Raw genomic sequence first — 14040 nt, 5'->3', positions numbered from 1 at the left:
GACGTTAAGGGGTCCGGCGATCGGTGGCCCAGCGCAGTTGCCGGACCATGCCACGCACCAGGGCCACTTCATCGGCATCGATCTGGGCCCGTTGCAGCAGGCCGCGCACCTTGACCATGCGGGCATGGGCTGTGTGCGGCAACAGAAAACCCACCTCCAGCAGCAAGGCCTGGGCATCGGCCAGCGCCGCTTCCAGGTCGGCGCGTCGCACCGGTGTGGGCAGCGCCGTGGTGGGACCAGGGCCTGGACCAGGCGAGCGGGCGTGGAACCGGTGCCATTCATGCAACACGATGGCCAACGCGTGGGAAAGGTTTAGCGAGGTGTAGGCGGGATCGGCGGCGATGCGCAGCACCCGTCCAGCCTGCAGCAGTTCGTCGTTGCTCAGCCCCCGGTCTTCCCGGCCGAACACGAGGGCGGCCGCACCCGGCACCGCCACGCCCGGCACCGCCACGGCCGGCGCAGCCGCTGGGCCAGGGCTGTGATCGGGACCATCACCAAGGGCGCGGCCCATCCCAGCGGCCCCCTCCCCATCTCCACCTCCAGCCGCCAGCCAGGCAAAGGCCTCGGGCGGATCCACCACGGCCACCGGTGCTGCCTCCGGCCGGCCACTGGCGGCCACGACGCGGCGGCAATCGGCGATAGCGTCGGCCAGGCCGGGGAACACCAAGGCCCGCTCCAGCAGCGGCTGGGCGTGTACGGCCATACGGCGGGCTTCATCGCCGAGGTGATCGCAGCGGGGCGCCACCAGGCGCAGCTCGCTGATGCCGAAATTGGCGCAGAGCCGGGCAGCACTGCCCACATTGAGCGGGCCGGCAGGTTCTACCAGCACCACCACCAGTGGCAAGAAAACGGGCGCCGGCGCCGTCACGCCAGAGCGTGGAGATGGGCGATCAGATCAGCCATGGCCTGGGGATCAGGCTGGAAACGGGGCATGGGCGGGGTGCGGCCGCTCACAACCTGCTGCACGAGCTGGCGATCGTTCTTGCGCTGGGTGACGCCATGCAGGCTCGGGCCCACGAGCCCCTGCCCGGCGATGCCGTGGCAGCCGGCGCAGTTGATCAGGAACAGTCTGCTGCCGCGATCGGCCGAACCAGACAGATCGAGGGTCTGGCGGGTGTAGGGGTCGCCACCGATGGAGGGCAGCAGCCCCAAGGCCAGCAGCGCACAGGCGGCAGCAGCCATCAGCACCATCGCTGTGATCAGACCCTGACGGCGGAAGGGGGCCTCCGCTCCCCCCCCAGGAGCCGTTGCCGGGATCAGATCACCTGTCAAGGAACGCCACGCTGCTCACTCCAGACTGCCGCAGACGTGAAACAATTGCGTCACTTCTGTGTGGCTGGCTCTCCATGATCGAACCCCTGCTGTGTGGCATCGTGCTGGGTCTGATTCCCGTCACCCTGTTGGGGTTGTTCGTGGCGGCCTGGAACCAATACCGCCGTGGCAGCGCCCTCGGCGGCTGATCCGGCGCTCCTCGCCTTCAGCCTTCACTTCACGCAGCGGCTATGGCGGTTCTTCTGGCGTCTGTAGGGGCGTCAGCAGCACCACTTCCGAGCTGCCGTAGCGGCGCTGCTGACTCAGTTCCCAACCGGCAGGCGGTTCGGGTACCCGGCGGCTGCCGCATTCCCAGACCAACAGCCCACCAGCGGCCACCCAGCCGTGCTGCAACGCCGCTGCGGCGATCGGCTGGTGCAATCCAGCGTCGTAAGGCGGATCCACATAGATGAGATCGAACGGCCCACCAGCGGTGCGGCAGGCGCCGCCACCCTCAAGCCAGCGTGGCAGGGGCCGGCAGAGCACCTCCACGGTCACCGGCCGCCTGAGCCCGGAGCGCACCGTTTCGAGATTGGTCCGCGCCGTGACTGCCATCGCCCGGTCCTGATCCACCGCCACCACGGCCGCCACGCCGCGCTGCAGCGCCTCGCAGCCCATCACCCCACTGCCGCAGCAGAGATCGAGCCAACGCGCTCCCTCCAGATGTGCGCTGAGCAGATTCATCACCGCCAGCCGCACCCGCGAGGTGGTGGGCCTGGCCGCCGAACCCGCTGGGCTGACCAGGCGGCGGCCACCACTGATCCGCAGTGTCATATCAGATACGTCATGCGGCGGCGCTCTCTACCCAGCGCAGCCAGCGGCGCAACATCTGTTGACCCACCGGGCCTGATTTCTCCGGATGGAACTGGCAGGCCGCCACGTTCTGCTGCCAGACCGCAGCCGTGACCCGGGCATCGCCGTAGACCACCTGGGCGGTGACGCAGGCGGAATCGATGGGATCGGCGGCGAAGGAATGCACGAAGTAGACCCAGGCGGGTGGGTGATCCGGCGGCAGCAGCGGCGATGGCGTGCCCGGCAGCAGCGGCGCCCAACCCATGTGAGGGATCGGATGATCAGGCGTGCGCGGCAGGGCCCGCACCCGGCCCGCCAACAGGCTCAGGCCCTCGCGCTGGCCTTCCTCACTGCCCTGGAACAGCAACTGCAGCCCCAGGCAGATCCCCAGCAGACGCCCACCCGAGCCGCACCAGTCGCGCAGGGGTTCAATCAGCTCCGCCTGCTCCAGTCGCTGCATGGCGGGGTCGAAGGCGCCCACGCCAGGGAGGATCAACGCCTTGCAGGCCTGCATTGCAGCGGCTTCCTGCACGGGCACCACCTCTGCTCCGAGGCGCTCAATCGCGCGGCGCACGGAATGGAGATTGCCCATGCCGTAATCGATCAGTCCGATCCGGGTCATGGCAGGCCGTGCTCCGATGAGGGCGGAAAGGCGCAGCGGCGTTGCTCTGGGTGGTGCGGTTCCGGTGCACCTTGAAGATCGAGCCCGTTGAGATGCTCAATCAACTGATAAAGCCGGCCCACCTTGCGGTCGTTGAAATCGAAGCGCAGCGATGGCCGGAGCTGGTCAGAAAGATCGCAGACTTCATCGAGCTCAATCTGGCCGCTGTCCAGTAGGTCGGCGAAGTGCTGGTTCAGCACCTTGAGCTGTGTGGGCGTGAGGGGGGCGTGCAGCAGCAGCTCAAGGCGGTCATTCACCAGCCTGGCGGTATGAAACACGCGGTAGAAGCGGCAGATCTGCGCCATGGCTTCGGCGGCGCTGCTGGCTTTGCAGAAGAGGGCCGCATCCGCCTCACTCACGAGCCCACGATCGATCAAGTCGTGGCGGAGCGTGTGCTGCCAGTTGGTCCAGAAGGGATCACCGGGGGGGGCCAACAGCACCACGGGAATCGGGGCAATGCGGCCGGTCTGGATGAGCGTAAGCGACTCAAACAATTCATCGAGCGTGCCGAAGCCCCCCGGCAGTACCACCAGCGCATCGCATTCGCGCAGGAAGAAAAGTTTGCGGGTGAAGAAATAACGGAAGTCGACCAGGCGGTCGCTGCGACCGGCGATGTAGGGGTTGGGCTGTTGCTCGAACGGCAGCTGCACATTGAGGCCGAAGCCGTGATCGCTACCGGCACCCCGATTCGCCGCCTCCATCACGCCAGCACCCGCGCCGGTGATCACATCAAAGCCTGCCGCGATGGCACAACTGGCCAGCTCTTCGCTGAGCGTGTAGCAGGGGCTGTCCGGGGTGGTGCGGGCCGAGCCGAACACCGTGACCTTGCGGGTGCGGCGGTGCTGCTCGAACATCTGCAGCGCCTGTTGGATGTCTTGAAGGGTGCCGCTGATCAGCCCCCAATCCTCGCCGTCGGCACCGCTTCCGGCGATGCGCATCAAGGTGGCGATCGATCGATCGATCAACAATCGCTGGGGGTGGTTGCTGAGTTCAGGGGCAGGGTGCCCGTTGGCCCCGCCTTCCAAGGACAAAAGTCCCTGAGGCGAATCCGCCTTTGAGGGTGAGGAGGGGCCAGTGCCCGCTTCCGCCCGAGCAGAGAGCGAAGCGAATGGATCCGGCGGGGTGGCGGAGGCTGGCTGCGACAACACGCCGGAAGGGGCGAGAGGAGAACTCAGAGGTATTTGGTGATAGTGCCGGACAGGGTGTTCTTGGGCACGGCGCCAACGACGGTGTCGACTTTTACGCCACCTTTGAACACCATCAGAGTGGGAATGCTGCGAATGCCGTACTGGCTGGCAACGTTGGGGTTTTCGTCGGTGTTGAGCTTGAAGACCTTGATGCGGCCCTCAAATTCCTTGGCGATTTCATCGACGATCGGAGCGACCATGCGGCAGGGACCACACCAGGGAGCCCAGAAATCCACCAGCACGGGCACATCACTCTTGAGCACATCCAGCTCAAAGGAGGCGTCGGTGACGGCAGTGGCGCTGGACATTCGAGGGAGTGACAAGGTTTTGCCAATGTAGCAACGGCATTGGCAACATTCCCGGGACCGCCACCGAACGTTGGAAGAGAAAATGCCCGGACGCGCCGGGCGGGGTGGTGTGAGGAGTGTGCGAGCCGTAGCCCCCACAGCACGAGACTAGCCCCCGTCTCGGCCTGTCCAGTGGCGTCTCATTGCTGGAAAGCCGCCTGAAATGGCGCGCCGATTCAGGGGTTGACCAGGAGCCTCACTTGCCCATGCCCAGTTGCTGAGCCTTCTGGTACACCTTGCCTTCCGTGAGCAGGGAGGGGGCCACCACCACCTCCACCTGCTGCATGTCGCGAAGGGTGCGGGCACCCAAGGTGCCCATCGATGTCTTAAGGGCTCCCAGCAGGTTCTGGGTGCCGTCATCGAGGCTGGCGGGGCCGCGCAGAATCTTCTCGAGGCTGCCGGTGGTGCCGACGCTGATGCGGGTGCCCCGCGGTAGCACCGGGCTTGGCGTGGCCATGCCCCAATGGAAGCCGCGGCCGGGTGCTTCGGCCGCCCGCGCGATCGGCGAGCCGATCATCACGGCATCGGCCCCGCAGGCGATGCATTTGCAGATGTCGCCGCCTGTGACGATGCCGCCATCGGCGATCACCGGCACGCGGCGCCCGGTTTCCCGCTCATGGTCGTCGCGGGCAGCGGCGCAGTCGGCGACTGCGGTGGCCTGGGGGATGCCCACCCCGAGCACCCCGCGGGAGGTGCAGGCGGCGCCAGGGCCGATGCCCACCAGCACCCCGGCGGCACCGGCGCGCATCAGCTCCAGGGCCACGTTGTAGGTGACGCAGTTGCCGATCACCACCGGCACGCCCATCTCGCGGCAGAGGGTGGCCAGATCGAGCCGCTCGCGGCCCTCCGGTCCGATGTGCTCGGTGGACACCACCGTGGCCTGCACGAAGAAGAGATCAGCTCCGGCTTCCGCTACCGCCTTGCCAAAGCGCAACGCGGCGGCGGGGGTGGCACTGACGGCGGCGATGCCGCCCTGCTCACGGATTTCAGCAATGCGCCTGCGGATCAGCACTTCCTGCACAGGCTGGCTGTACAGCTCCTGCATCAAGGGGACGAAATCGTGCTTGCCCACCGCGGCGATGCGGTCGAGTGCCGGGTTGGGGTCCTCGTAGCGGGTCTGGACACCCTCAAGATTGAGAACCCCGAGCGCGCCGAGGCGGCAGAGCTCGACGGCCATCGACACATCCACCACCCCATCCATCGCGCTGGCGATGATTGGAATTTCGCGGTCGATGCCTCCGATGCTCCAGCGGGTGTCGGTGACATCCGGATCGACCGTGCGGCCTCCAGGAACCAGAGCGATTTCATCAATTCCGTAGGCACGACGGACGGTGCGCTTTCCTCCTAACTGAATGGTCACCGGTGGATGGACGTCGCAGTCGGGCCAAGCTATCAACAGGCCTGTCTGCCTTCCGGTCGATCACCGCCCAGCCCAACGGGCGGCCTCAGTCGTTGCCGCGAAACGCCCGCCAACGCTGCTCCAGCGAAGCGATCAACTGCTGGCGATCACTGCTGCGCACCAGGCGAGAAGCAGCAAAGCGGCTGAGCCAGATCACCCCGGCCAGCTCCAGCAGCCCCGGCAGCAGGGGCAAGCTGTCAATGGCGCCGATCACGGCGCCGTAAAGGCGCAGCACCAGCACCAGAGCAAGCAACAGGGCGACCGCGCGCAGTGGTGCCTGGTACTGCACAAGCATGTCCTGCAGGCGGCCGCTGCCGATCCACTCGCGCAGTTTGGTCACGAGCAAATCCCATTCGCCACCGCCCTCGGCGGTGGCCGGGGCGGCCGGCACGTGGACGGTGGCCGCCACAGCAGGTTCAGCGGTGGGCTGAGCGGTGGGCTTGGGAGCGGCGGGAGGCTCTTCAGCTGGGGCTTCGCTGCCTGAAGCAGCGGCAGCGACAGGGGCAGCGGCCGATGCCGCGACCGTGGCGGCAACCGGCGTGGAGAGCGGCGCCTCACCTGGAGCAGCCTGGGACCCAGCCTCCGAATTCGCGGGCGCGCTCATGAGCGGAAGGGGGAAGCGCTCCGAGTCCCCAATCGACTCAGGCTGCACCACCGGCTCCAGCTGCACCGTCGGTTCCGGCACCGACTGCCAGGTCGGTGCCGGACCAGCGTCGGCAGCAAGCGCGGCGGGGGCTTCAGCAGGCGGTTCATCAGCGGTCGGCTGATCGGCCGCGGCCGCAGCAGAGAAGACGTCAGCAGCGCCCTGCTCCCCGCCGGAGATTTCGGGAGCAGCGACCTCTCCGGCGGGCTCAGGCGCCGGCGGTTGCTCCCCGGGAAGGAACGGCGAGTTGGAGGAAGCGGAAGGCTCGGTCATCGACTGCCACAAAAACCGCAACGGGAGCCTACGGCGCATCCGGCAACCGGGAGCCTCCCTTCGGCAGACCGTTGCAGCAGGCCAGCACAGCTGCCTCTGACAGGGCCGATCAACCCTCCAGGGGGATCAGGCCCTGGCGCGCTGACAGGGGCTCCAGCGGCCCACGCAGCGGGAAGCGGCCCTTTTGCAGCTGCTCGATCAGGCAGGCGCCGATCTCCCGGGCCAGGCGGGGGCTGTGGGCCGGCGCGCAGGGGATGCGGCGGCCGTCCACCTGGATCACTCCGGCCAGCAGCTGGCTGTAGGGCACGAAACCGAACCCAGGGCGGATCCGGCGCGGGATCGAGAAATCGAGCACGGGCGCTTCCAACTGGTCGTCGCCGATCGAGGCCTGACGGGCCACTGCGAGATCGAGCAGGGGCACGGGAACGGCGATCGGCACCATCAGGGCACTGCCATGTCCTTCGAAGAAACAGGCGCGTATCCAGTCGGGCCGCAGCCCGTGCAGATCGACGCTCACGGCCACGACCGCCCCGGGGGTGCGCGCGTGGCCGCTGGGCAGCCGCCGCGTGCGGGGCTGGTGCCCATGGCCTGCCCCGATCACCCAGCCCAACGCCCCCGCCACCAGCACGGGCGATCCCGGACCGAGCCAGGCCAGCGAGGGCATGGTGAGACCGATGCTGCTGCTGCCGGCTCCGCTGTAAAGGGCGTTGCCGTAGGGACCGAGCAGGGGGCCGTAAGGGCTGCGCACCACTCCCTCTGCGCTGCTCACCGCCACCACCCCGTTTTCAGCGATGGCGCGGTGCAGCAGCAGGCGAGCACCACCCAGGCGCTCCAGCGACAGCCGGCCCCGGTACTCCCGGCGCGGGTGGGAGGCGGTGGCCTCGCCCGTGAGCGTGAGTTCCACCTCCTGGCTGGCCAGCAGGGTTTCCAGCACCTGGGCGCCCCCCCGGCGCAGCGGTTCGCCCAGCCCACCACCGATCGAGAGACACAGGCCCGCGGTGCCGCCCGCCCCCTGGGCCAGAACCCCGTCGAGCCGAGCCCCACGGATGCGCAGGGGCGGGTCCACCGGCCCGAGACTGAGCTGCAGCGTGGCCTGGTCGGTGAACTCCGCATTGGCGGCCACCACCACGTCGGTGGCGGCGTAGGCCGCTTCCAGCCCGCCGGCCGCCACCAACGCCCGAAAATCAGCGGCAGCGAGCACGCGCAGAGTGCCGCTGCGCTGGCGCTGCTGGAGTTCGGCTTCGCTGCGGGGGGCCAGGGACATCGGCGGCCGGATCAAGGCTGAGGAGGGCGTCGGGGACCTGGACCGAACGGGGCGGCTGAGCCTCGATTAAAGTGGCTCACGGATAAAGTGGTGAGAGATGGCGGACCCAACAGGACCCGGCGAGTCCGACGGGCGGATCATCCAAACCGACCTGCGAAACGAAATGTCGCGCTCCTACCTGGAGTATGCGATGAGCGTGATCGTGGGCCGGGCGTTGCCCGACGCCCGCGATGGCCTCAAGCCGGTGCATCGGCGCATCCTCTATGCGATGTACGAGCTCGGCCTCACCAGCGACAGGCCTTACCGGAAATGCGCCCGTGTGGTGGGCGAAGTGCTCGGCAAATACCACCCCCACGGCGACACCGCCGTGTACGACGCCCTGGTCCGCATGGCCCAGGACTTCTCCATGCGCATGCCCCTGATTGATGGGCACGGCAATTTCGGTTCGGTCGACAACGACCCGCCGGCGGCCATGCGGTACACGGAATCGCGGCTGCAGGCCCTCACCACCGACAGCCTGCTGGAAGACATCGAGGCAGAAACGGTCGATTTCATCGACAACTTCGATGGATCGCAGCAGGAACCCACCGTGATGCCGGCGCGGGTGCCACACCTGCTCCTGAATGGGTCTTCAGGGATCGCGGTGGGCATGGCCACCAACATTCCGCCCCACAACCTCACCGAATTGATCGACGGTCTACTGACCCTGATCGACAATCCTGAGGTGGATGATCGAGCGCTGATGGCGATCATTCCCGGCCCGGATTTCCCCACCGGCGGCCAGATTCTCGGCCGCAGCGGCATCCGTGAAACCTATCTCACGGGCAGAGGATCGATCACCATGCGTGGTGTGGCATCGATCGAAACGCTCGAAGTGACCGGTCGGCCAGATCGGGATGCGGTGATCATCACCGAGCTTCCTTATCAAACCAACAAGGCGGCGATGATCGAGCGCATCGCCGAGATGGTGAACGACAAAAAGCTGGAGGGAATTTCCGACATCCGCGACGAAAGCGACCGCGATGGCATGCGCATCGTGATTGAACTTCGGCGCGATGCCTACCCGCAGGTGGTGCTGAACAACCTGTTCAAGCTCACGCCATTGCAGTGCAATTTCTCTGCCCACATGCTGGCGTTGGTGAATGGGGAGCCGATCCTGCTCACCCTGCGCCGGATGTTGCAGGTGTTCCTCGATTTCCGCATCGTAACGATCGAGCGGCGCACCCGTTATCTGCTGCGCAAGGCTGAAGAGCGCGACCACATCCTGCTGGGCCTGCTGCTGGCGCTTGAGCAGCTCGATCCCATCATCGCCTTGATCCGCGCCGCCGCCGACACCGCCACGGCCCGGCACCAGCTGCAGGAGCGCCACGGCCTCAGCGAGATCCAGGCCGACGCCATCCTGCAGATGCAGCTGCGCCGCCTCACCGCCCTGGAGGCCGACAAGATCCGGCTCGAGCATGAGGATCTGGTGGCCAAGATCGCCGACTACAAAGACATCCTCGGCCGGCGTGAGCGGGTGCTGGGCCTGATCCGCGAGGAAATTGCCAAAATCCGCGCCCGCTACGACTCCCCCCGCCGCACCGAGATCCTTGATCTGGAAGGCGGCCTTGAAGACATCGACCTGATCGCCAATGAGCGCTCGGTGGTGTTGCTCACTGAAAACGGCTATCTCAAGCGCATGCCGGTGAGCGAATTCGAGGCCACCAGCCGCGGCACCCGCGGCAAGGCCGGCACCCGCAGCCAGGGGGAAGAAGCGGTGCGGCTGTTCATCAGCTGCAACGACCACGACACCCTGCTGCTGTTCAGCGACCGGGGCGTGGTGTATGCCGTGCCCGCCTATCGCATCCCGGTGGGCAGCCGCACCGCCAAGGGAACCCCGGTGGTGCAGTTGCTGCCGATTCCGCGGGAGGAGCAGATCACCACGTTGCTGGCTGTCAGCGCGTTCGAAGACAACGTGCAGCTGCTGATGCTCACCAGTGGTGGCTACATCAAGCGCACCCGTCTCTCGGCCTTCGCCAACATCCGCTCGAACGGCCTGATCGCGATCGGGCTGGAGGAAGGCGATGCCCTGCGCTGGGTCCGGTTGGCCCTGCCGGGCGACAGCGTGCTGATCGGTTCGCTCAAGGGCATGACCATCCACTTCCGCCTCACCGATGGGGAGTTGCGCCCCCTGGGCCGCACCGCCCGCGGCGTGCGGGCGATGGCACTGCGCGCCGGCGACCAACTGGTGAGCATGGACGTGCTTCCTGCCGAACTGGCCGATCGCATCGCCAGCAGCACCGAGGAGGACGGCGACGAACCCGATGGGGATGCCGACATCGAGGTGGCGGTGAGTGAGGGCCCCTGGGTGCTGGTGGCTTCCGCCAGTGGCCTGGGCAAACGGGTGCCGGTGAACCAGTTCCGCCTGCAGCGCCGCGCCGGTCTGGGCCTGCGCGCGATCAAGTTCCGCCGCGCTGGGGACGTGCTGGTGGGCCTCAAGGTGCTCGGCTCCGGCGAGGAGCTGATGCTGGTCAGCGAGAAAGGGGTGATCGTGCGGATGCCTTCCGACGCCATTCCCCAGCAATCGCGGGCGGCCACGGGGGTGAAGCTGCAGCGGCTCGATACCGGCGACCGGCTCACCGAAGTGGTGCTGATTCCGCCGGCCGCCGCCGAAGATGAGGACGGCACTGAAACGCCGGAGCTCGACAGCGAAACCATGGCGCTCCCGGCCGCAACAGCGGAACCTGCCAGCGAAGCGGCTGACCTCACCAGCGAGGAAGACAGCTGAGCGCCGATGTCCTGCTGATCGGCGCCGGACCGGCCGCTCTGGCCATCGGTTCTGAACTGTGCCGCCAGGGTCTGCAGGTGGAGGCCTTGGCCGCCACCGATCCCCTCAGCCCCTGGCAGAACACCTTCGGCATCTGGGGCGGTGAACTCGACGCGCTCGGCCTCGGCGATCTGCTCGGCCATCGCTGGTCGGATTGTGTGGCCGATTTCGGCGCTGGCCCGCTGGCCCTGAACCACGACTACGGCCTGTTCGATCGCCAGCGGCTGCAGCAGCACTGGCTCGATGGCTGCGCCGGGGAGCTCCGCTGGCATCGCGGCCAGGCGACGGCCATCCGCCACAACTCCCACGACTCGGTGGTCACCACCGGCGAAGGCACCAGCCTGACGGCGCGACTGGTGGTGGATGCCAGTGGCCATGCCCCGGTGTTCATCCGCCGCCCCGAGCACGGCCCGATCGCCCAGCAGGCCGCCTTCGGCCTCGTGGGCCGCTTCTCCGCCGCGCCCGTGGCGGAAGGTCAGTTTGTGCTGATGGACTACAGCAACGACCACCTCAGCGCCGACGAACGGTTGGAGCCCCCCACCTTCCTCTACGCGATGGATCTGGGGCAGGGGGAATTCTTCGTGGAGGAAACCTCCCTCGCCCTCGCCCCGCCGCTCTCGTTCGGCCTGCTGGAGAGGCGTCTGCACCAACGGCTGGCCCACCGGGGCATCCGCGTCGAGCAGGTGCGGGAAACGGAGCATTGCCTGTTCCCGATGACCCTGCCGCTGCCGGATCTGACCCAGCAGGTGGTGGGCTTCGGTGGCGCCGCCAGCATGGTGCACCCCGCCTCGGGCTACATGGTGGGCGGGTTGCTGCGCCGCGCCCCGGGCCTGGCGGCGGCGATTGCCGCCGGCCTGGCCAGCGCGAACACCACTTCACCGGAAGTGGCACAGCAGGCCTGGCAGACGCTCTGGTCTGCCGAGCTGGTTCGCAAGCAGGCGATCTACCGCTTCGGCCTGGAAAAACTGATGCGCTTCTCGCACGCGGAGCTCTGCCACTTCTTCGACAGCTTCTTCCATCTGCCCCCGCCGCAGTGGACCGGCTTTCTGGCCAACACTCTCACCGTGCCGCAGCTGGTGCAGGCGATGCTGGGCCTGTTCGGCCAGGCCCCCAGCGATGTGCGGCTCGGCCTGATGCTGCCGCAGGGCAAGGAGCTGGCCCTGGCCTGGCGAGCCCTGGCGGGCTGACCCTGCCGGGATCAGCGGAACACCAGCACCGGTTGCTTGGACTGGGCGAGCACGCGCTGCGTCTGGCTGCCGAGCAGCAGGCCGGTGAGGCCACGTCGCCCGTGGGAGGCCATGAAGATCAGGTCGCAGCCATGGCGGTCCGCCGCCGCCAGGATGGCCTCCGACGGCGAATCGTTGACCACGCTCTCGCTCGCCGCCTCCACACCGGCCTCTGCGGCGAGGCTCACCACCTCCGCCAAGGCCCGCAGGGAAACGTCCTTGCCCACCTCTTCGATTTCCTGGAGGGTGCTGGGCTGGATCCACTCACCTGAGCCGTAATAGAGCCCCAGCGGTGCATGGGCCCGCACATTGAGAACAGTGATCCTGGCGCCGGCCTCACGGGCAAAGCGGCAGGCGGCGGCAGCGGCGGCCAGCGAAAGCTGGGAGCCGTCGGTAGGAACGAGCAGGTGCTGAAACATGGCCAAACTCCACGCAGATCGAGACGGCTCCCTTCTGATTCGAGCACGGGAGTGCGGCCCGGCTAAGCCGGCGGCCGCGTGGCCCAGTCAGCGGCATTGATGAGCGGAAACAGCGGATCTTCCCGTTCCACCGCCGCCAGCCAGCCGCCAGGGGGGTCGTTGCCGCTGTCGATCGCCGCCAGCAGGCGCCAGAAGCGATCGAGGTGCGTGCGGATCCGTTCCTTGGCCAGTTCGGTGGTGGTGCCGGCCCTGAGGATGAAGCTCCAGTCAGAGGATTGCGCCAGCAGTAGTTCCCGGCCCGCCTGGTTGAGGCGCTGGAGCTGGGAGGCACTGCCCACCCCCCGGTTCACCCGCTCCACCATGGCGGCCGAGGCCCGGTTCCACTCCGGCACCACCCAGGCATTGCTCTCGTTGAGCCAGTAGTGGTGGTAGCCCCCCTGTCCCCAGCTGGAGGGAGAGGGCCGGCAGATCTGCAGCGTTTCGCCGCGGCGCAGCACATCGCGCAGGGTGGTGAACCCGACGCCAACGGCAGGCGCCTGCTGGAACAGCTGGGCCAGGAAGTGGGGGCCCTCGTACCACCAATGGCCGAACAGCTCCGCATCGAATGGGGCTACCAGCAGCGGCGGCCGGTCCATGGCCTGACCCAGACCTTCCAGCTCAACGGCGCGTCCGCGCAGGTAGGTGGAGGCGTGCTCAGCGGCCCGCTGCTCGGCCGGCCCCGGCAGGTAGGGCAGCTTCCGCTCCAATGGCGTGCCCCGGGCTGACACCCGGTGCAGCTTGAGGCCGAGCGGCCGGGGACTCTCGATCCCCACCGCCGTGAGGGCTTCGCTGGAGAGATCCCAGCCCAGATCCCGATGGAATTCCCGGTAGGCGCCATCGCCCGGGTAGCCCTCTGAGGCCGACCACACCGGCAGGGTGGAGGCCCCATCACGGGCGAAGAAGGCCACGCCGGCGGGCGAGCAGATCGGCGCATAGACGCCGTAGCGCGGACGGGGCAGGGCGTGCAGCAGCCCGTGGGCATCCAACACCGCGTAGCGCAGGCCGCAGGCCACCAGCTGCTGGTCGAGGCCTTCGAAATAGGCGCATTCCGGTAGCCAGATCCCCTGCGGACGCGCGCCCAGCAGGCGCTCATGTTCCCGGATCGCGGTGAGCAGCTGGGCCCGCACCGCCTCGGGGGTGGCCCGCAGCAGCGGCAGGTAGCCGTGGGTGGCGGCGCAGGTGAGCAGGTCGACCACGCCGAGCTGCCACAGCCGCTGGAAACGGGCCAGCAGATCGCCGCCGCAGCCATGCCACTGCTGGCGGATGTGGGTGAGCCGGGCCTCCAGTGCCTCAGCCGCCTCAAGGTGTGGCGGCGGCGCCAGGGGCAGCAACTCAAGGCGCTGATTGAGCCAGGCCGGGAAGCGGGCCTGCAGATCAGGCGCGCTCAGCAGCGACAGCAGGGTGGGGGAAAGGCCGAGGGTGAGGCGCGGGGCCTGGGCGGGATCGGCTGCAGCGGCTTCGAGCAACTCGAGCAGCGGCAGGTAGCTCTCCAGCAGCGCCTGGAAGAACCAGTCCTCCTCCAGCGAGCCGGGCTGGCTGCTGCGGACGTAGGGGAGATGGGCATGGAGGACCAGGGCCAGTTCGCCTGTGGCCATTGCCATTCCAGCCGTTCACGGGAGTGTACGGGGACGGTTCCACCGCCACGCTCTCCGCCGTGAGCTTCGCCATGAAAT

Annotated in this window: 14 protein-coding genes; 3 read left to right on the top strand and 11 right to left on the bottom strand. The window is 67.8% G+C overall.

Translation table 11 applies throughout. The features are described 5' to 3' along the window. Positions 1–4 precede the first annotated feature (4 nt). Complete coding sequence (locus tag KBY97_RS04775; protein WP_399217291.1) at positions 5–868, bottom strand: RNA methyltransferase; 864 nt, start codon at positions 866–868, stop codon at positions 5–7. After that, positions 865–1272, bottom strand: a complete 408-nt coding sequence (locus tag KBY97_RS04770) for a c-type cytochrome (RefSeq protein ID WP_399217290.1) — start codon at positions 1270–1272, stop codon at positions 865–867. The genes KBY97_RS04775 and KBY97_RS04770 overlap by 4 nt, the downstream gene beginning before the upstream one ends. A gap of 74 nt (positions 1273–1346) precedes the next feature. Here KBY97_RS04770 and petG point away from each other — a divergent pair, with 74 nt between their 5' ends. Continuing rightward, positions 1347–1460: a cytochrome b6-f complex subunit V gene (gene petG, locus KBY97_RS04765; RefSeq protein ID WP_006041770.1), complete on the top strand. Its 114-nt coding sequence runs from the start codon at positions 1347–1349 to the stop codon at positions 1458–1460. A gap of 40 nt (positions 1461–1500) precedes the next feature. Here petG and rsmD read toward each other — a convergent pair whose 3' ends face one another. The 7 genes from rsmD to KBY97_RS04730 form a co-directional block, all read right to left on the bottom strand. Beyond that, positions 1501–2085, bottom strand: coding sequence for a 16S rRNA (guanine(966)-N(2))-methyltransferase RsmD (gene rsmD, locus KBY97_RS04760; protein ID WP_255145547.1), 585 nt, complete (start codon positions 2083–2085; stop codon positions 1501–1503). A gap of 10 nt (positions 2086–2095) precedes the next feature. After that, entirely contained in the window at positions 2096–2725 is a 630-nt protein-coding gene (hisH, locus tag KBY97_RS04755; protein ID WP_255145546.1) for an imidazole glycerol phosphate synthase subunit HisH, read from the bottom strand. Further along, entirely contained in the window at positions 2722–3789 is a 1068-nt protein-coding gene (locus KBY97_RS04750; RefSeq protein ID WP_255145545.1) for an LOG family protein, read from the bottom strand. Before KBY97_RS04750 ends, hisH begins: the two co-directional genes overlap by 4 nt. Before the next feature lie 146 nt (positions 3790–3935). Then, positions 3936–4259, bottom strand: coding sequence for a thioredoxin (gene trxA, locus KBY97_RS04745; protein ID WP_094510265.1), 324 nt, complete (start codon positions 4257–4259; stop codon positions 3936–3938). 235 nt (positions 4260–4494) lie between these two features. Beyond that, entirely contained in the window at positions 4495–5658 is a 1164-nt protein-coding gene (locus KBY97_RS04740; RefSeq protein WP_255145544.1) for a GuaB3 family IMP dehydrogenase-related protein, read from the bottom strand. An 85-nt stretch (positions 5659–5743) separates the two neighbouring features. Further along, the gene (locus tag KBY97_RS04735) at positions 5744–6613 is read right to left on the bottom strand and encodes a CAAD domain-containing protein (protein ID WP_255145543.1); all 870 of its coding nucleotides are present in this window, start codon (positions 6611–6613) and stop codon (positions 5744–5746) included. Positions 6614–6722: 109 nt separating this feature from the next. Next, positions 6723–7877 carry a homocysteine biosynthesis protein gene (locus tag KBY97_RS04730; protein ID WP_255145542.1) on the bottom strand — a complete coding sequence of 385 codons (1155 nt, stop codon included), beginning with the start codon at positions 7875–7877 and terminating at the stop codon, positions 6723–6725. 97 nt (positions 7878–7974) lie between these two features. Here KBY97_RS04730 and gyrA point away from each other — a divergent pair, with 97 nt between their 5' ends. Both gyrA and crtL read left to right on the top strand, forming a co-directional pair. Then, a complete protein-coding gene (gene gyrA, locus KBY97_RS04725; RefSeq protein ID WP_255145541.1) occupies positions 7975–10644 on the top strand; it encodes a DNA gyrase subunit A in 2670 nt (889 codons plus the stop codon). Continuing rightward, on the top strand, positions 10641–11870 hold the full coding sequence (gene crtL, locus KBY97_RS04720; RefSeq protein WP_255145714.1) for a lycopene beta cyclase: 1230 nt from the start codon (positions 10641–10643) through the stop codon (positions 11868–11870). Before gyrA ends, crtL begins: the two co-directional genes overlap by 4 nt. Before the next feature lie 11 nt (positions 11871–11881). Here crtL and KBY97_RS04715 read toward each other — a convergent pair whose 3' ends face one another. Next, positions 11882–12328: a universal stress protein gene (locus KBY97_RS04715; RefSeq protein WP_255145540.1), complete on the bottom strand. Its 447-nt coding sequence runs from the start codon at positions 12326–12328 to the stop codon at positions 11882–11884. 62 nt (positions 12329–12390) lie between these two features. Then, positions 12391–13962 (bottom strand): 1,4-alpha-glucan branching protein domain-containing protein, encoded by a 1572-nt coding sequence (locus KBY97_RS04710; RefSeq protein WP_255145713.1) that lies wholly within the window; start codon positions 13960–13962, stop codon positions 12391–12393. Positions 13963–14040: the final 78 nt, after the last annotated feature.

This window comes from Synechococcus sp. ATX 2A4 (assembly GCF_024346375.1).
In the GTDB taxonomy this organism is placed as follows: domain Bacteria; phylum Cyanobacteriota; class Cyanobacteriia; order PCC-6307; family Cyanobiaceae; genus MW101C3.
The sequence above is the reverse complement of the archived record's forward strand: the minus strand, read 5'-3'. Positions and strand labels throughout refer to the sequence as shown.